Below are 17,911 nucleotides of genomic sequence, written 5' to 3' on the forward strand. Positions count from 1 at the left end.
TCAGGCCTCCTTGGCCAGCGCGAGAACGTTCTTCAGCCCGAGCTCGATCGCCCGCGGAGCCGCCTCCAGGCCCTCGAACTCGAGCGTGACCGGCAGGTCCGGCCTGGTGTTCACCAGCGCGAGCAGGGCCCGCAGGTCCAGGTCGCCGTGGCCCGGGACGGTGCCGAGCAGGTACTCCCCCGCGAGCGTCTTCAGCCAGCCCTCGCCGGGCACGGACCGGCGGATGTGGAAGTCCTTCACGTGCGCCGCGGCCGCGACGTCGAGCAGCCCGGCCACCGTCCGCCCCGGGACCTCGCCGACGCACAGGCCGTTGCCGAGGTCGAGCGTGATCCGGAAGTTCGGCCGGTCGACGGCGTGCACGAGCCGGGCCAGCCGCTCATGACCGTTGAACGACATGCCGTGGTTCTCGACCGTGTCCACGATGCCGAGGCCGGCCGCGTGGTCGGCGATCGTCCGGCAGCCGGCCACGACGGTCTCGAAGACGCGCTCGAACTCACCCTGGTCCTGCTCGCGCCAGGCCCACGGGACGACGTCGTGCCGGAAGATCGTCGCGCCGAGGCGCTGCGCGATGTCCAGATGCCGGCGGACCCGGTCGATCGCCTGATCACCCTCGCGCAGGTCGGCCGGGATCAGATAGTTGATCAACGGGACGCCGCGATCGGCCGCCGCGGCGGCCAGGTCCTTGACCAGCTGGTCGTTCTCCAGCAGGTCGTCGCCGAGCGCGGCGATCTCGAGGTGTTCGGCGGGTGACTGCGCGACCCAGTCGACGACGCCGATCAGGTCCAGCTCACCGCGCGCGATGAGCTTGCTGAAGCTGTACGAACTGACTCCCAGTTTCACTGACTGGTCCTCTTCTCGTTCTCGTTCGCGTTGATGAGGTCGTTCCACGGGCTCGGGTAGTTCCGGAGGCCGAACACACTCGCGCCGAACTGGTCGAACGCGTTGCCGGCGGCTCCGAGCACCACCGCCTCCCGGCCCAGGGCAGCCGCGACGAACGGCGGCCGCTCCGGGAAGAGCAGTTCCTTGTCGATCGCCGCCGCCAGCGGCCGCAGCAACGTCGTACTGCCGGTGGCGCTGCCGAAGCGGACGACGACGACGTCCGGGTCAACCGTGAGCAGGACGGAGGCGATCCGGCCGGCGATCTGGCTGCAGAAGTCTTCGAGCTCGGCCGCGGCGTCCGCATCGCCGTCCGCTGCGGCCTGCAGAACCGCTTCGCCGGTGGAGCGTGTCTGCCAGACCAGCTGGCCGCGGTCGGCGTTCCGCGTCCAGCGCATCCCACGCTGCGCGCCCAGCTCACCAGCCAGCCGGTGGCTGCCCTGCCGGATCTCCTCGTCGAGCACGATCGACAGCGCGAGCCGGTTACCGATCTGGAGGTAGAGGACGTCGGAGTGGCCGCGCCCGGCACCACCACGCTGCTCGGCGAGCGCTGCGAGCTTGATGTCGTTGTCGACCACGACCAGACAGCCCAGATCGGCAGCTACCTCGTCGGCGACCGGCGTACCGACCAGCTCGGGCAGGGCGAGGCTGGCACGCAGGCGGCCACTCTCCTCGACCACACCGGCCAGACCGACGCCCACTGCGCGCAGCCCGCTCAGATCGATCCCGTCGGCCTTGGCTGCGGCCTCAACAGCTTCCCGGACGTCGCCTGTGCCGGCAGGCCGGCCGTCGCGGGCGTACTCGGCGTACCCGACGCGTTCGCCGGACAGGTCGCAGATGACCGCACGCGCCGTCCGCGGGCCGATGTCGACGCCCGCGACGAGCCCAGCGTCCCGAGCGAAGCGGAACGAGCGCGCGGGCCGCCCGGGGCCGCCGCTCGCCGCACTGCTCGGCACCACCAGACCCGCGGCGACCAGATCGTCGAGGACGGCGTGCACGGTCGGGCGGGACAGGCCGGTCTCGGCGCTGATCACTCCGACCGTCTGCGCGGTCCGCGCGCCCGCGAGAAAGCGCAGGCAGGCGACCTGGTTCGCCGAGCGCTCGGCGTTGACCGCTCCATGTCCGCTGTCCATCGATCCCACCAATTATCGAACCGGGTTTAATAACTACGCTAGCCCGCGTCCGGCCCGGCTGGCAAGGGCGGTCAGGCAGAGTCCGGACTCTCAGTTGTGAACGAGAAGCAACCATTTCGGGGCCCGCTGACATTTATCGGGCATCCGGCGACATTCGGTCCCCGGGCCGAGTGAGGGGAAACACCGTCGTGCCGGATACCGCTGCGATCGCGGTCGTGGTGCCTTGTTACAACGAGTCCGCCGCGGTGGCGAAAGTGGTCACGGAACTGCGCGCGGCATTACCGGACGCGACCATTTACGTCTACGACAACAATTCGACCGACGACACCGCGGTCCGGGCCGCGACCGCCGGCGCCGTCGTCCGGCACGTCGCCGCGAAGGGCAAGGGCAACGTCGTCCGGCGGGCCTTCGCCGACATCGAAGCCGATGTCTACCTGCTGATCGACGGTGACGACACCTACGAGGCGGCCCGCGCGGCCGAGCTCGTCAAGGTGCTGCTCGACGGGCCGTACGACCACGTCGTCGGCGTCCGCAAACATGAGGCGGCGGCCGCGTACCGGCCGGGCCACACGTTTGGTAATCGGCTGCTCACCGGTACGACCGGCGCATTGTTCGGCCGCGAGATCACCGACATGCTCAGCGGTTACCGCGCGTTCTCACGCCGTTACGTGAAATCGTTCCCGGCGTTGTCGCGGGAATTCGAGATCGAAACCGAGCTGACGATCCACTCACTGCACCTGCGCGTTCCGGTGGCCGAAATTCCGGTCGCCTACAAGGAACGGCCGAGCGGCGGCGAGAGCAAGCTGCGCACCTACCGCGACGGGCTGCGGATCCTGGGCTGGATCGTCGGCCTGACCCGGCTCGAGCGGCCGACGCTGTTCCACGGAGCGCTGGCCGCCCTGTTCGGCGCGGTGGCGCTGATCCTCGGCGTCCCGGTGGTCGCCGAGTACCTCACCACGGGTTTCGTCCCGCGGCTGCCGACGGCCGTGCTCGCCTCGACGATCGGCCTGATCGCCGTCGTCCTGCTGGTGCTCGGGTACCTGCTCGACGCGATCGGCCGCAGCCGGCAGGAGAACGCGCGGCTCACCTACTTGTCGTATCAGGCGCCCGGCGTCAGGCAGCGCGGATGAAGGGCTTCCGCGGCTGGCCGAACGTCGTCGCCGGGCTGGCCGCTTCTGCGGCCTTCGCGCTCAGCGGCATGATCCGCGGCACCTACCCCTTCGGTGAGCGCAGCCGCAACACCAACGACCTCGGCCAGCAGTTCATCCCGATGGCCGCGCACCTCCGCGACGTCGTCCACGGGCAGAGCAACGGCGACCTGATCTTCAACTGGCAGAGCGGGTTCGGCGTCCCGTTCTTCGGCGACTTCATGGCCTACATCGGGTCGACGCTGTCCTGGATCGCCTGGATCGTCCCGCGGGACAAGGTCGACCTCGCGCTGTTCCTGATCGCGACGGTGGCGATGGGCATCGGGGCCGGCGCGATGACGGCGTACCTGCGCCGCCTCCGGCCGACCGGGCCGGTCTGGATCGCGATCGCGGCCGGCGTCTCGTACGGCGCGGGCGCGTGGGCAGTGGACGACGCGGCGTACATGACGCTCTGGTTGAGCGGAATGATCGCGTTCCCGGTCCTGTGCCTGCTGTGCGAGTGGATCCTGCAGAAGCGGTCGGTGCCGGCGACTCTGATCGCGCCGATCGTCGTCGCGCTGCTGTGGACGTCGCACTTCTACACCGTCTACATGGCCACGATCGGCGCCGCGATCATCACGCTGGCACGACTGCTGACGGCGAACGAGTCGTTGCGATGGCGAGTGACCGGTGGGATCCGGTGCGTACTGGCGATGGTCCTCGGCATCGGACTGACCGCGCCGCTGCTGATTCCGACGTTCAAGCTGGTCGGCGCGGCGACGCCGAGCCCGCCGCAGAACTTCCACCAACTGGACCCGCTGAACTTCATGTCCCGGTTGCTCGCCGGGACGGAGGGCGTCGGCTACAGCCCGAGCTTCGCCGTCGGCACGCTGATGCTGCTCCTCGCCCTCAGCTTCCCGCTCAACCGTCGCGTCGAGCTGTGGCCCCGCCTGGTCTGGACGGGCGCGATAGTCGCGACGGTCATAAGTATGCAGGTGACGATCACGCACCGGGCCTGGCACGGCTTCGACACCCCGAACGGCAGCTCGTACCGGCAGGCGTTCGTCATCAGCGGCATGCTCGTCATCCTCGGCTGGATGTCGATCAGCGCCGGACTGCGCTCACTCGTCGCCGTCCTCGCGCCAATCGCCTTCCTGGGTGGTCTGTACATCTGGACCGCGGACGGGCGTTTCATCACCGACACGACCCGGATCGTCGTACCGGCGATGGCCGCGCTCGCATTACTCGGCTGGTTGCTGACACGAGATCGGGTCGCGCCCTGGCTGCGGCACGTGGCAGTCGCCGTCCTGGTCGGGGCGGTGTTCGTCGAGGTGGTCGCCTCGGCGGTGGCGATCGACGCGGCGCGGGTGAAGGTGCTGGCGGCGTCGCCGTACTGGGGGCCTGCGCATGAGCAGGCCCGCGGCCTGGTCCAGTCGATGGATGAGTGGCCGCGGTACCGGACGTCGCCCGGCCAGACCGTCGGCGTGAACGACCCGATGCTGATCGGCGGTCAGGGATCGCAGTTCTACTCGAGCACGATTCCGTACGAGACGTCGAAGGCGCTGCTCGCGCTCGGGTTCGGATATACCTCGTACGGGCGCGCGACCACCGACCCGAAGAACCCGGTCGTGGACGCCGTGTTCGGGATCAAGGGACGAGTCGTCCGCGACCAGACCGGGACGACGCTGCAACGGAACGACGCCGTCGGGCCGCTGGTGACGGTACGGCCGGCCAAACTCTGGACGTCGACCGACCCCGGCCCGTGGGGTGTGCAGGAGACGGCGCTCGGCGCGGAGGTGTACACCGTGCCGAAGCTGGGCCCGGGCAAGGGCTCGACCGCGCGGATCGGCGTCCGCAGCGGGAAGACCATCGTCATCGCACCGGCGCCCGGCGACGGTCAGGCGACCATGGCTCGGCTGGAGGCGCGCTGCCAACCGGGCTCGGAGGTCTATCTGGCGGCCCCGCACCTCGTCGGGGACCTGCAGACCGGCGCCGGGTGGATGCCGGTCCTCCCCGAGAAGGCGAAGCGGCCCGGCATCTACAGCGGCGCCGAGATGCGGCGCGCCGGGACAGCCGATGCGAACGGCGTCGTCCGCATCGATCTGCGGGTCCACCGGCCGGCCAGGCTGCCGACCAGCGCTGTGGCCTGTCTGGACCGCGCACGTCTCGACCAGGCCGTCGCGGCGCTCAAGGCTCCGGCCGACTACACGATGGGCGGACACTCCATCGCCATCCGGTTGAACCCTGGCCCCGAGGCGACCGTTGCGGTTGGAGTCATCAAGCTGGACGGCTGGCAGTGCCAGGTCGACGGCCGCCCGGCCGCGATCAGCAGCCATGCCGGGCTGCTCACCTTCCCGACGCCGGCCAACGCGGCGTCCGCCGAGTGCACGTTCGTGCCGCCGGGGTTGTCGCTCGGGCTGAAGGCCGGCGCGGGAGTTCTGGTCTGCCTGCTCCTGCTCGCGGCCGCGACCGGACTTGCACGTTCAGGCAAATACCGGGGTTTACGCGGCTAGGTCGTCTATGTTTGGCACCGGGAAAATCCGGCGACCAGCTTCTGGGGGCGTGCAGTAAGTGGCAGTCAAGGGCAAGGCGAACGTGATCTCCGCGTTCGGCGCCGCCGCCGTCTTCTCGATCGCCGGAATCATTCGCGGCACGTATCCGTTCGGTGACGCTTCGCGCAACACCAACGACCTCGGCCAGCAATTCATCCCGATGGCCGCGTACCTGCGCGACGTCGTCCACGGCCAGGCCGACGGCGATCTGATCTTCAGTTGGCAGAGCGGCTTCGGAGCGCCGTTCTTCGGCGACTTCATGGCCTACGTCGGCTCGACACTGTCCTGGATCGCCTGGATCGTCCCGCGGGACAAGATCGACCTGGCGCTGTTCCTCGTCGCCACCGCCGCGATGGCGATCGGCGCCGGCGCGATGACGGCGTACCTGCGCCGCCTGCGGCCCACCGGGCCGACCTGGATCGCGATCGCGGCCGGTATCTCGTACGGCGCCGGAGCGTGGGCGGTGGACGACGGCGCGTACATGACGCTGTGGCTGAGCGGAATGGTCGCATTCCCGGTCCTGTGCCTGCTCTGCGAATGGATTCTGACCAAGCGCACGATCACGTCCGCGATCGTCGCGCCGATTGTCGTCGCGCTGCTCTGGACGTCGCATTTCTACACCGTCTACATGGCCACGATCGGGGCCGCGATCATCGCGCTGGCCCGGTTGCTGACGGCTGACGAATCCTGGAAGTGGCGTATCACCGGCGGTCTCCGGTGCGCGCTGGCGGTCGCGCTCGGGATCGGGCTGACAGCGCCGCTGCTGATTCCGACCTTTGCACTGGTCGGTGCTTCGACGCCGAGCCCGGATGCCGAATTCCGCCAGCTCGACACGCAGAACTTCCTCTCCCGGCTGCTGGCCGGGACCGAAGGCGTCGGCTTCAGCCCGAGCTTCGCCGTCGGGACGCTGATGCTGCTGCTCGCGCTGAGCTTCCCCTTCAACGGGCGGATCGGCGTCCGGCAGCGAGTCGTCTGGACGGGCGCGGTCGTCGCGACCGTCGTCAGCATGCAGGTGACCTTCACCCACGAGGCCTGGCACGGCTTCGACACCCCCAACGGCAGCTCGTACCGGCAGGCGTTCGTGATCGGCGGGATGCTCGTCGTCCTCGGCTGGATGTCGGTGAGCGCCGGCCTGCGGTCGCCGATCACGGTGATCGCGCCGATCGTGCTCGTCGCCGGTCTGTACGCCTGGACGTGGGACGGCCGGTTCGTCACGACGACGACCCGGATCGCCGTCCCGGTGCTGATCGCGATCGCGCTGCTGGCCTGGCTGTTCACGCGTGAGCGGGCGCCTGGCCGGCTGCGCAGTGCGGCCGTCGCCGTCCTGGTCGGGGCAGTGTTGGTCGAGGGCGCGGCGTCCGCGGTGGCGATCGACGCGGCCCGGGTGAAGGTTCTGAGCGCCTCGTCGTACTGGGGCCCTGACCACACGCTGGCGCGCGAGCTGGTCCAGTCGATCGACGACTGGCCGGCGCACCGGACGTCGCCCGGCCGGGTGACGTCGGACAACGACCCGATGCTGATCGGCGGGCAGGGCTCGGCGTACTACACGAGCACGATCCCGCTGAGCACCTCGGAGGCGCTGATCGCGTTCGGCTTCGGCTACAGCTCGTACGGGCGCGCGACGACCGACCCGCAGAACCCGGTCGTGGACGCCGTCTTCGCGATGCACGGCCGCCTCGTCCGGGACGCCGACGACGTCCCGCCGCGGCTGACCCGCAACAACGAGGTCGGCCCGCTGGTCGCCGTCCGACCGATCAAGCCGTGGGTGTCCCGCGAGCCCGGCCCGTGGGGCGTGCAGGAAACCGCGATCGGCGCCGACGTCTACGCCATCCCGAAGCTCACCGCCGACAAGTCCTCGGTCGCCCGCGTCGGCACCCGCCGCGAGCGCCTGATCATCACTCCCCCACCCGGCGGCACCTCACCTGCCCCCGCCCGGCTGCTCGCCCGCTGCGCGCCCGGCGCCGAGGTCTACCTCTGGACGCCGGACCTGGTCGGCGAAGTCCTCATCGACGGCGTGTGGAAGCCCGTTCTCACCGAGCTCACCAAGCGCCCCGGCATCTACACCGGCGCCGAGATGCGCCGGGCCGGCACCGCCGACCGCACCGGCGCCGTCACCATCGACCTCCGCGTCACCAAGCCGACCCGCATCCCGACCACCGCCGTGGCCTGCCTCAACCGCCCTCGCCTCACCGCAGCCATCCAGGCCCTCAAGCCGCCGGCCGCGGTCGAGCTGGGCGGCCACAGCATGAAGGTGCGCCTGAATCCGGCTCCGGCCGCGACCGTCACCCTCGGCGTCCTCAAGGTCGACGGCTGGCACTGCACGATCGACGGCAAACGAGCCCGCCTGTACGACCACACCGGCCTCCTCGCCGTCCGCACGCCCGCCAACTCCGCCGAGATCGACTGCGCCTACCTCCCACCGCGCCTCCGCCTGGGCCTCGCAGCCGGGGCCGCTTCCCTTGCCGGCTTGCTCCTCCTGGTCGCCGGCCTCGTCTTCCTCCGCCGTCGCTCAGCCGGTAACTGAGCCGGGGTTGTCCCCCGTGCGAGCTACGCCGAAGTGTCCGCTGGACGGGGACGCTTCGGCGACCTGGCATCCGTAGTTTTTCGGGTAGCGGCACCCAGCCGCGGATCCGACCAGGGAGTGGCTATGAAGTTCGTGAAAGCGGCCGGCCGGCTGATCGTCCCGATCGTGGCGTTGCTGATCATCCAGTTCGCCGGCGCGCAGGCGTACGGCGCCGCGGACGGGAACCCGGCCTTGATGGCGATCGCCGGGCTCGGCACCGCCGTCCTCAGCGTGATCGTCTACAAGCTGCTGGTCGGCCGCCTGGAACGCCGTCCGGTCAGCGAGCTGGCACGCGGTGGCGCGGCCCGCGGCTTGCTCGGTGGAACCTTCGGTGGGATCGCGATCTTCGGGCTGGTCATCCTCAACATCGGGCTGCTCGGCGGGTACGACGTCCACGGGCTGGGCTCGGTCGGCGCCGCGATCGCGCTGTTCGGGTTCATGGCCGTGGCCGCGACCAGTGAGGAGCTGGTGTTTCGCGGGCTGCTGTTCCGGATCGTCGAGCAGCGGACCGGGACCTGGATCGCACTCGTCCTGACCGGGCTGCTGTTCGGCCTGATCCACCTCATCAACCCGAACGCGAGCCTGTGGGGCGCGCTCGCCATCGCGATCGAAGCCGGCGGCATGCTGACCGCCGCCTACATCGCGACCCGGAAGCTGTGGGTTCCGATCGGCCTGCACTTCGGCTGGAACTTCGCCGCCGGCGGCATCTTCAGCACCGAGGTGTCCGGCAGCGGCACCCCCGCCGGTCTGCTCGACGCCAGCATGTCCGGCCCGCACCTGCTGACCGGTGGCGCCTTCGGGCCCGAGGGCAGCCTGTACTCCGTCGGGTTCTGCGTCCTCGCGGCGGCCGGATTCCTGTGGGTGGCGCATCGGCGCGGCAACATCCGGCCGATCCCCCGGCGTCCGCGGATCGCTTCGCCGGAGGTCGACGCGGCTAGTCTTGCCCGGTGATCGAGCATCAGCAGGCGCTGCGGTGGTGGCGTCGGCTGGACGTCGCGGTCAGGGACCTCTCGTTCGGAGTGGTCCTCCTGATCGCGACGTTCGTGCCGTCGCTGGCCAACCACGGGACGCAGCTCGGCGACCTCCCGAACCGCGCGTTCGACGGGCTGGCCGTGGTTGCCATCGCCGCCCAAGCTCTTGCGCTGGGGCTGCGCCGCCGCGCGCCGCTCGTCTGCTTGGTGCTGGTCTGCGCCGGCTTCGCCCTCGACCAGTTGCGCGGCTATCACAGGGTGGCCGGCAGCGCGCTCGTGATCGCACTGTGGAGCGCCGGGGCCTACCTGGAACGGCGCCGCTGGCTGGTCGCCGGTCTGCTGACGGCCGGATATGTGCCGCTGGCAACGGTTCTCTACCGGCTCGGATCCGGCGGCGAGCCGGTGATCGAGTTCGTCACCTTCTACCTGGCGGCCTGCATCCCATGGGCGATCGGCGCGTGGCTCCGGTCCAGCCGCGCGCTGGAGGCCGAGCGACGCCTGCGGGTCGCGGCCGACACCCGAGCCGCCGAACGGACCCGGATCGCTCGCGAGCTGCATGACGTCGTGACTCATCACGTGACGGCGATGGTTGTCCAGGCCGAGGCGGCCAAGTACCTGACCGCGGCGCCGGAGCGGCTGGACCAGACGCTCACCTCGATCACCGACACCGGCCGGCACGCGATCGCGGACCTCAGACATCTCCTGGACCTGCTCAACCCTGACCACCTACCGCCCGGCTCGCCCGGGCAGCTGGCCACGCTGGTCGAGCAGACCCGACAGGCCGGCCAGCCCATCGAGTTCACCGAGACGGGTGCGCCCGCCGCGTCCAGCGGGAGCGCCGACCTCGTGGCGTACCGAGTGGTCCAGGAGGCGTTGACGAACGCGCTCAAGTACGCCCACGGCGCCCGGACGGCGGTCGACGTCCAGCACACCGAACGGGAGATTACGGTGCACGTCAGTACGGACGCCGCAGGCGGGCACTCCCCCGCGGTCAGCGGCAGCGGGCGCGGACTGGCCGGACTGCGGGAGCGCGTCGACGTCCTGGACGGCGAGTTCAGCGCCGGGTCGACCGAGGCCGGCGGGTTCGTCGTGCGGGCCCGGATTCCGACCGGAGTGCGCGGATGAGCGCGCCGATCCGGGTCCTGGTCTGCGACGACCAGATGCTGATCCGCACCGGGCTCGTCACGATCATCGACGCGCAACCCGACCTCGAGGTGGTCGGCGAATGCGGCGACGGCCGGGCCGCGGTGGACCTCGCCGTCCAGGTCGAGCCCGACGTCGTGGTGATGGACGTGCGGATGCCGGTGCTGGACGGGATCGGCGCCACGAGACTGCTCGCGGGCGCCGACGTCGTCCGTCCGGTCAAGGTCTTGATCCTGACCACGTTCAACCTCGACGAGTACGTGTACGAAGCGCTCCGGGCGGGCGCGAGTGGCTTCCTGCTCAAGGACGCGCCCCAGGCCCAGCTGCTGAACGGCATCCGGACCATCGCGACCGGCGCCGCTCTGCTCGATCCGGAAGTCACCCGCCAACTCGTCGGCCGCTATGCCGCGCGAATCCGCCCCGCCGACGACAGCACTCCGGACGGCGTCCCGCTGACGCCCCGGGAACTCGAAGTCCTCCGGCTACTCGCGGACGGCCGCTCCAACAGCGAGATCGCCGGCACCCTCTCGATCAGCCAGGAAACCGTCAAGACCTTCGTCTCCCGCATCCTCACCAAACTCGGCCTCCGCGACCGCGTCCAAGCCGTCGTCTACGCCTACCGCAACGGCCTGGCGACCTGACCGACCCGTCAGTCCTCGCTCAGGAGACCCGGCAGCTCCGCAAAGGTATTGACGGTCGGGCCGGGCCAGGCGGGGTGGCTGTTGGCGTGTTCGAGCGTCCGGACGGCGTACATACCGAGCGAGGCCGCGGCGGGCAGCTCGTTGTCGCGGCCGTCGCCGATGTAGATGCACTCGGCCGGCGAGACCGACAGCGCCGTACACGCCGCGAGGTAGATCGCGGGCTCGGGTTTCGCGGTACCGAGCTCGGCCGAGAAGGCGACCGTGTCGAAGTACGGCGTCAGCGGGCTGTGCTGCCACTGCGCCTGCGTCTCGGCCGTCACGTTGCTGACCAGGCCGATCCCCCAGCCGTCAGCCTTGAACTTCGCCAACGTCTCCAGCGTCCGGAACGGCGCCGCCGCGAGCAACCGCCGCGTCAGACCGCGCCGCAACTCCGTTGCCTGGTGCACCTGTTCGTCGGTCGGCTCGCCGCCCGCCCGCTCCGCGATCACCCGGATCGTGGTCTCCAGGTCGCCGTACGCCCCGGTGAACCGCTCGTACGACGCCTCGTCGAACTCGCGCCCGAAGCGCGCCGCGTCCACCCCGAGCGCCTGCGCCATCGCCTCGTTCAGGACGCCGCGTTCGGCGTCCCCACCCGGCACCAACGTACTGAACAGGTCAGTCAGCAGAACGCGTCGCATCTCTCAACCCTAAGCGGCGATGGCATCATGGCCACCCTGACCGGACCGAACGACAGCGGAGGAATCGCATGGATGACGCCGAAGTGGTCGTGATCGGCGCCGGACTAGCCGGCCTCGCGGCCGCTCGCACCCTGCACCAGGCGGGTCGGCGCGTTCTGGTACTCGAGAAGGACGACGCGGTCGGCGGCCGGGTCCGCACCGACGAGGTGGACGGGTTTCTGCTCGATCGCGGCTTCCAGGTCCTGCTACCGGACTATCCCGAGTTCCGCCGGGTCCTGGCGGCGGCCGACCTCGACCTGCGGTATTTCACCCGCGGTGTGCTGGTCGACGGCCCGGAGCAGCGCTGGGATCTGGAGCTGAGCCCGCGCGGGTTCGTCGGCGCGGCCCAGTTCGGGATTCGGCGTCCGCGGGACGCCGCCGCGGTTGCCGCCTTCTCGGCCCGCGACACCGCCGGGAGCGCGCGTGGCCTGCGCGAGCTGCCGGCGTCCTCGATCGAGGACGACCTGCGGGGTCGCGGGATCTCGACGGCGACGATCGACGAGATCTTCCGGCCGTTCCTCGCCGGTGTCTTCCTCGACCCCGACCTGACGACGTCCGCCCGGCTCTTTCATCTGATCTGGCGCTGCTTCCTGCGCGGCGGCGCCGCCGTCCCGGCGCAGGGTATGCAGAGGCTCCCGCAGGCCCTGGCCGAGTCCCTGCCCGAGGGAACGGTTCGCTTGTCAACGGCTGTGCGCGAGATCGGCCCCGGCTGGGTCAGGACCGAGGGCTCACCCGAGCCGATCCGAGCCCGAGCGATCCTCGTCGCCACCGATGGCACCGACGCCGTCGCGCTCGCTCCGGGCCTCGACGTACTCCGCTGGAACGGCGTGACGACCTGGTACTTCGCCGCCCCGCAGTCACCGCTGCCCCGGCCGACGCTGCTCCTCGACGGCAAATCCGGACTCCTGCTCAACACCGTGGTCGTGAGCGAAGTGGCTCCGACCTACGCGCCGCCCGGGCAGGCCCTGATCGCGGTGTCCACCCCGAAGGACGCCGTCGACGAGCAGACCGTCCGCGCCCACCTGGCCGACCTCTACCGGACGTCGACAACCCAGTGGCAGCTCGTCGCACGCTACGAAATCCCTCGCGCCCTACCGGCGATGCCCGCCGCTCATCCGCTGACCACCGCACCGGCCCTCAGCGACACCCTCTACCTCTGCGGCGACCACCGCGACACCAGCTCCATCCAAGGCGCACTGGTCTCCGGCCGCCGGGTAGCCGCCGCCGTCCTCCAGAACCTCAGCCGCTGATCAGAGCGCTGGTGGACGGCGTTCGTACGGGGTGGAGAGGACGATCGTCGTCGTGGTGGAGACGTTGGCGCGGGCGCGGATGACGGCGAGCAGGTTCTCCAGGGCGCCCGGGGAGGCGACGCGGACGACGAGGACGTAGCTGGAGTCGCCGGCGACGGAGTAGCAGGACTCGATCTCGCGGACCTCGCGGAGCCGCTCGGGCGAGTCGTCGGGCTGGGAGGGGTCGATCGGGCGGATCGCGATCATCGCCGTCAGCGGCAGGTCGAGGGCCGAGTGGTCGACGGCGGCGGTGTAGCCGAGGATGATGCCGCGCTGTTCGAGGCGCTTGACGCGCTGGTGCACGGCCGAGGTGGACAGGCCGGTGGCCTTGCCCAGGTCGGTGAAACTCATCCGGCCGTCACTGGCGAGCAGCGCGACGATCTTGCGGTCCAGGTCCTCCACCCTGGAGACCCTACTGCCGCGACGCCCCGGCATGAAAGCATCGCCCCATGGCTGAGACGGAACCCCAGCGGCTGATGCTGCTCGACACCGCGTCGTTGTACTTCCGCGCGTTCTTCGGCGTGCCCGACACGATGAAGGCCGCGGACGGTACGCCGACCAACGCCGTCCGCGGGCTGCTCGACTTCATCGCCCGGCTGGTCGAGAACCATCGGCCGACCCACCTGGTCGCCTGCTGGGACGACAACTGGCGGCCGTCCTGGCGGGTCGCGCTGATCCCGTCGTACAAGGCGCAGCGGCTCGACTACGTGTCCGCGCAGGGCGAGCAGATCGAGGAGGTCCCGTCCCGGCTCGAGGTGCAGATCCCCTACATCCGGGCCGCGCTCGAGGCGCTCGGCATCGCGGTCGTCGGCGCGCCCGACCACGAGGCGGACGACGTCATCGGCACGCTCTCGCACCGCGCGACCATGCCCGTGGACGTCGTCACCGGCGACCGGGACCTGTTCCAGCTGATCGACGACAGCCGCGGCATCCGCGTCGTCTACACCGCCGCCAAGGGCGTCGGCCGGGCGGAGGTGTACGACGAGGCTGCGCTGCTGGCCAAGTACGAGATCCCCGCCAACCGCTACGCCGACTTCGCCACCCTCCGCGGCGACGCCTCCGACGGCCTGCCCGGCGTGAAGGGCGTCGGCGAGAAGACCGCCGCGTCCCTCGTCACGGCGTACGGCGACCTGACCGCGATCCGCGCCGCCGCGGCCGACCCGGCGACGCCGATGTCGCCGTCGGTGAAGCGCAAGATCCTCGACTCCGCCGACTATCTCGACGTCGCGCCGAAGGTCGTTGCCGTCGCCACCGACGCGCCGGTCTCCGAGGCCGACGCGACCCGGCCGCGCCAGGTGAAGGACCCCGAGCGCTGGCTCGACCTGGTCGAGCTGCTCGAGCTCGGCAGCAGCGCCCAGCGCGTGATGCACGCCCTCGACCTGGAGCCGAAGGCATGACGACCACTCTCGATCTCGCGGCCCAGGTCGGCGCCGACATCATCACCCTGCGCCGGGCGCTGCACCAGGTCCCGGAGTACGACCTCGACCTGCCGAAGACCCAGCGGCTGATCCTCGACGCGTTGGAGGGCCTGCCGCTGGAGATCACCCTCGGCAAGGAGCTGTCCTCGGTCACCGCCGTCCTGCGCGGCGGCCGCGGGCCCGGCCCGGTCGTGCTGCTGCGCGGCGACATGGACGCCCTGCCGGTCACCGAGCGCGTCGACGTCCCGTACGTCTCGCAGCACCCTGGCCTGATGCATGCCTGCGGCCACGACCTGCACGTCGCCGGGCTGGTCGGCGCGGCGAAGATCCTGTGCGCGCTGCAGGCCGAGCTGGCCGGTGACGTGGTCTTCATGTTCCAGCCGGGTGAGGAGACCAGCGGCGGCGCGCCGATCATGATGCGCGAGGGCCTGCTCGACATCGCAGGCCGGCGCGTCGATTCGGCGTACTGCCTGCACGTCCAGTCGGCCGGCGACCCGCTCGGCGTCTGGAACAGCAAGGCCGGCCCGCTGATGGCCGCGGCCGACCAGCTACACGTCCGCGTGGTCGGCCAGGGCGCCCACGGCTCGGAGCCGTTCCGCGGTAAGGACCCGATCCCGGTCGCATGCGAGATGGTCGGCGCGCTGCAGACGCTCGTCACGCGCCAGTTCGACGTCTTCGACCCGGTCGTCCTGACCGTCGGCCGGATCGCCGGCGGCACCAAGGAGAACATCATCCCGGACGACGCGTTCTTCGACGCGACCATCCGCACCTTCTCCGCCGAAACCCGCGCCAAAGCCCAGCAGGCGACCACCCACCTCGTCGAAGGCCTGGCCGCGGCCCACGGCCTCACCGCCGAGGTCGACTACCGAATCGGCTACCCCGTCACCGTCAACGACCCCGCCGAGTACGAGTTCGCCCGCGACACCATCATCGACCTCTTCGGCCCCGCCCGCTTCCGCGAGCGCCCGAACGCCGAATGCGGCGCCGAAGACATGTCCTTCGTCCTCGAACAAGTCCCCGGCGCCTACGTCAACCTCAGCGCCTGCAACGCCCCCAACCCCGACACCGCCCCCGACAACCACTCCCCCTTGGCCCACTTCGACGACACCATCCTCCCCGACGCCGCCGCCCTCCTAGCCGAACTAGCCCTCCGCCGCCTCACCCGCGGCACGTCCTGACCGCAGCCGGCGTTCACCAGCTCTCAATACCCGCAACCACATTTTGAATAATGTCGCGTGCCGCCACCATGCCATCGGTGTTGAGCTGAAGCTTGTGAACACTGATGAACACCTGATAAGTACCGTGCGTGCCGGGATGCCGCCGGGCGTTCGGATATCGCCGCAGGATCTTGTCCAGACGGGTGTTGATCGCATTCCGCGCCGCCGGACCGGACTTGAAGTTTGGCAAGGTGATTCCGTCCCGGACCGACATCTCCATATCGATGTTGACCCGCCCGTTCACGTCGGACTGCCCTAGCCGGACGATGATATCGATCTGCCCCGATAGGCTGGGCATCTCCGCAGACATGTCGGTCGAGGTGAAGTTCCCCAAGCCCGCGTAGAGATGAGCGATACGGCGGCACATATCGAACTCGTCAACAGCGTCCGACCCGCTCGCCTTGAGAACATATGCCTCCGACTCGCCCAGCAGGCGAATCACGTCGCTCAACGTCGGACGATCACCAGGATCTTTGGAGATGCAGCGCTTGTAAGCCTCGATCAACGGCAGCGCCGAGCGATCATCGACCCAGGAATTCAGGGTTGATATCAGGCGGCTCGCATTGTCTTGGAAGTCATCACCGCTCGGATCGCGACCGACAACTATGAAAAACATCAGTTGGGCGAGACTGAAGACATCCACAGTCTCAGACCGTGCCGCTACCGTGTTCGGCTCATGCAACTGCTCCGGAGCGGCGTAGTTGATGACGCCCCCCACACCCAGGTTCGTCGTCAGTGTACGATTCGTCTCGTGGTACGCTAGATCGAAATCTGTGAGATACGGAATCAACCGTCCGGAACCGTCGGTAACGACGATAATATTCTCCGGCTTGATGTCCCTGTGTCGCACTCCGTTGGCATGGGCGTGCTGAACCGTCTCTGCGACATCAAGCAGGAGCCGGAGTACCAGTTCCGGCTCGTCTCTGCGAATGTACGCCTTCCGGAGATCGTCGCCTGGAATTGCCTCCATGATGAAGCCGTACGGCGCAGTTGTCATCTCGTGAACGCGCACGATGCGCGGATGCGCCAATTTCCGCATGTTCAAGTAACCGTTCTCAAATCGGCGCACCTTGGTATCTTGAGCCAACTCGTTGCCGTGAAACACCTTGTACGCTAAAGCGCGCCCGTCGGCTCCATCCACCTGCCAGACCTGCCCATAGCCCCCGACGCCGATCTTCCCAGACACGGTGCCGAACCTGGTCACCTCACCCACCGAGATGTTCGCCAGCTCCTTGCGGTACTCGACGACATCGATCTCCAGAACCTGCCAGGCACGCTCCCGCGCGATATCAGGTAAGTTCGCTTTCGTCGACTGGAACCATTGCAGAAGACCGTCCATCGACGCCGCGCACTTCATGGCGCCCTCGCGCGCCCGATGCGTCCTGTCACCGAGTTCGCGCTGCTGCAACTGGTGATACTCGTCGACGAGACGTTGCGCCTTCGCGAGCGTGGTACTCAGCTCATCGCGCGCGATCGGCCGACCGAGTCGCGGCGGAAAACCGGAACCTACGAGAACGGTACCGGCGATGTCACCCTTGAACACTGGACTCTGAACATAGCTAGGGATCGACCGGGCGACATAATCGAAAATACCGAGCAAGGTTACATTTCCGTCGAAATCGACGGCGGCACCGAGCAGCGCTTCGATGAGAGAGTTCGTGAAGACACCGTGAGCAATGTCATCGGATTCGTCGGCTGATTCTTCCGGCCGGCAAGCTGCAAGGATGCAGCGACTCTCATTAACCGACGCAACCTCCCGATCGATATCCGAGGCGTTCATCGGCCGGCTGCTGGACCAATTAAATGCGGCGCCGCTGTGACAGCAGTCGAGCACGGCCACAACATGGTCGTACCTCACGCTCGCCGATTCCATCAGTTGTCCGAGCTGGGCCAGCGAGATGCCCGGATCGAAGTACTCGCCACCGTACGTGACCAGGTGACCTGAGTTTCCTATCACTTGCCCATGGCCGGCAAAGTAAAAGAGCAAGCACTCCCTGCGATCAGACGCCTCGAATATCGTACGCCCGAGTGCGTCGAGTACATTCCCGCGGGTTGCTTTCCCGTCCAGCAACATCTGGCAGTCGAAGCCGTACTGCTCAAGCGATAGAGCCTCGGCGACTTCCTCGGCATCCGCCCGACAATACCGAAGCGGGGCTCCCTGATACCTGTCGATTCCAACAACGATTGCGTCGCGCATTATCCCCCCACAGGATCCAGCGTCAGTGACCCACTGTTGCACCACCGCGCGGGAGAAGCAACCACTCG

At 69.0% G+C, this 17,911-nt stretch carries 14 protein-coding genes; 9 read left to right on the top strand and 5 right to left on the bottom strand.

All coding sequences use genetic code 11. The features are described from left to right. Together ACZ6ZD_RS29235 and ACZ6ZD_RS29240 are read right to left on the bottom strand one after the other, a co-directional pair. Window positions 1-840, bottom strand: a complete 840-nt coding sequence (locus ACZ6ZD_RS29235) for a sugar phosphate isomerase/epimerase family protein (RefSeq protein ID WP_465677133.1) — start codon at window positions 838-840, stop codon at window positions 1-3. Continuing rightward, window positions 837-2,009, bottom strand: coding sequence for an ROK family transcriptional regulator (locus ACZ6ZD_RS29240; RefSeq protein ID WP_465677134.1), 1,173 nt, complete (start codon window positions 2,007-2,009; stop codon window positions 837-839). Before ACZ6ZD_RS29240 ends, ACZ6ZD_RS29235 begins: the two co-directional genes overlap by 4 nt. 188 nt (window positions 2,010-2,197) lie before the next feature. Here ACZ6ZD_RS29240 and ACZ6ZD_RS29245 point away from each other — a divergent pair, with 188 nt between their 5' ends. The 6 genes from ACZ6ZD_RS29245 to ACZ6ZD_RS29270 all read left to right on the top strand — a co-directional run bounded on the left by ACZ6ZD_RS29245 (window position 2,198) and on the right by ACZ6ZD_RS29270 (window position 11,006). After that, window positions 2,198-3,139 (top strand): glycosyltransferase, encoded by a 942-nt coding sequence (locus ACZ6ZD_RS29245; RefSeq protein WP_465677135.1) that lies wholly within the window; start codon window positions 2,198-2,200, stop codon window positions 3,137-3,139. Then, a complete protein-coding gene (locus ACZ6ZD_RS29250; RefSeq protein ID WP_465677136.1) occupies window positions 3,136-5,649 on the top strand; it encodes a YfhO family protein in 2,514 nt (837 codons plus the stop codon). The genes ACZ6ZD_RS29245 and ACZ6ZD_RS29250 overlap by 4 nt, the downstream gene beginning before the upstream one ends. A 58-nt stretch (window positions 5,650-5,707) precedes the next feature. Next, window positions 5,708-8,212 (top strand): YfhO family protein, encoded by a 2,505-nt coding sequence (locus ACZ6ZD_RS29255; RefSeq protein WP_465677137.1) that lies wholly within the window; start codon window positions 5,708-5,710, stop codon window positions 8,210-8,212. Between the two features lie 123 nt (window positions 8,213-8,335). Then, window positions 8,336-9,202, top strand: coding sequence for a lysostaphin resistance A-like protein (locus tag ACZ6ZD_RS29260; RefSeq protein ID WP_465677138.1), 867 nt, complete (start codon window positions 8,336-8,338; stop codon window positions 9,200-9,202). Then, window positions 9,199-10,347, top strand: coding sequence for a sensor histidine kinase (locus tag ACZ6ZD_RS29265; protein WP_465677139.1), 1,149 nt, complete (start codon window positions 9,199-9,201; stop codon window positions 10,345-10,347). The genes ACZ6ZD_RS29260 and ACZ6ZD_RS29265 overlap by 4 nt, the downstream gene beginning before the upstream one ends. Beyond that, window positions 10,344-11,006 (top strand): response regulator, encoded by a 663-nt coding sequence (locus tag ACZ6ZD_RS29270; RefSeq protein WP_465677140.1) that lies wholly within the window; start codon window positions 10,344-10,346, stop codon window positions 11,004-11,006. Before ACZ6ZD_RS29265 ends, ACZ6ZD_RS29270 begins: the two co-directional genes overlap by 4 nt. A gap of 8 nt (window positions 11,007-11,014) precedes the next feature. Here ACZ6ZD_RS29270 and ACZ6ZD_RS29275 read toward each other — a convergent pair whose 3' ends face one another. Then, window positions 11,015-11,683, bottom strand: coding sequence for an HAD family hydrolase (locus ACZ6ZD_RS29275; RefSeq protein WP_465677141.1), 669 nt, complete (start codon window positions 11,681-11,683; stop codon window positions 11,015-11,017). Between the two features lie 68 nt (window positions 11,684-11,751). Here ACZ6ZD_RS29275 and ACZ6ZD_RS29280 point away from each other — a divergent pair, with 68 nt between their 5' ends. Further along, on the top strand, window positions 11,752-12,972 hold the full coding sequence (locus ACZ6ZD_RS29280) for an NAD(P)/FAD-dependent oxidoreductase (protein WP_465677142.1): 1,221 nt from the start codon (window positions 11,752-11,754) through the stop codon (window positions 12,970-12,972). Here the strand turns inward: ACZ6ZD_RS29280 and ACZ6ZD_RS29285 are convergent, their stop codons facing one another. Further along, a complete protein-coding gene (locus ACZ6ZD_RS29285; RefSeq protein ID WP_465677143.1) occupies window positions 12,973-13,413 on the bottom strand; it encodes an Lrp/AsnC family transcriptional regulator in 441 nt (146 codons plus the stop codon). A 74-nt stretch (window positions 13,414-13,487) separates the two neighbouring features. On the opposite strand from ACZ6ZD_RS29285, the gene ACZ6ZD_RS29290 reads away from it, so the two are divergent. Then, a complete protein-coding gene (locus tag ACZ6ZD_RS29290) occupies window positions 13,488-14,408 on the top strand; it encodes a 5'-3' exonuclease (protein ID WP_465677482.1) in 921 nt (306 codons plus the stop codon). Further along, entirely contained in the window at window positions 14,405-15,607 is a 1,203-nt protein-coding gene (locus ACZ6ZD_RS29295) for a M20 metallopeptidase family protein (protein ID WP_465677144.1), read from the top strand. The genes ACZ6ZD_RS29290 and ACZ6ZD_RS29295 overlap by 4 nt, the downstream gene beginning before the upstream one ends. Before the next feature lie 13 nt (window positions 15,608-15,620). On the opposite strand, the gene ACZ6ZD_RS29300 is transcribed toward ACZ6ZD_RS29295, so the two are convergent. Further along, entirely contained in the window at window positions 15,621-17,843 is a 2,223-nt protein-coding gene (locus tag ACZ6ZD_RS29300; RefSeq protein ID WP_465677145.1) for a protein kinase domain-containing protein, read from the bottom strand. Window positions 17,844-17,911: the final 68 nt, after the last annotated feature.

It is taken from the genome of Kribbella sp. NPDC104218 (assembly GCF_055584105.1).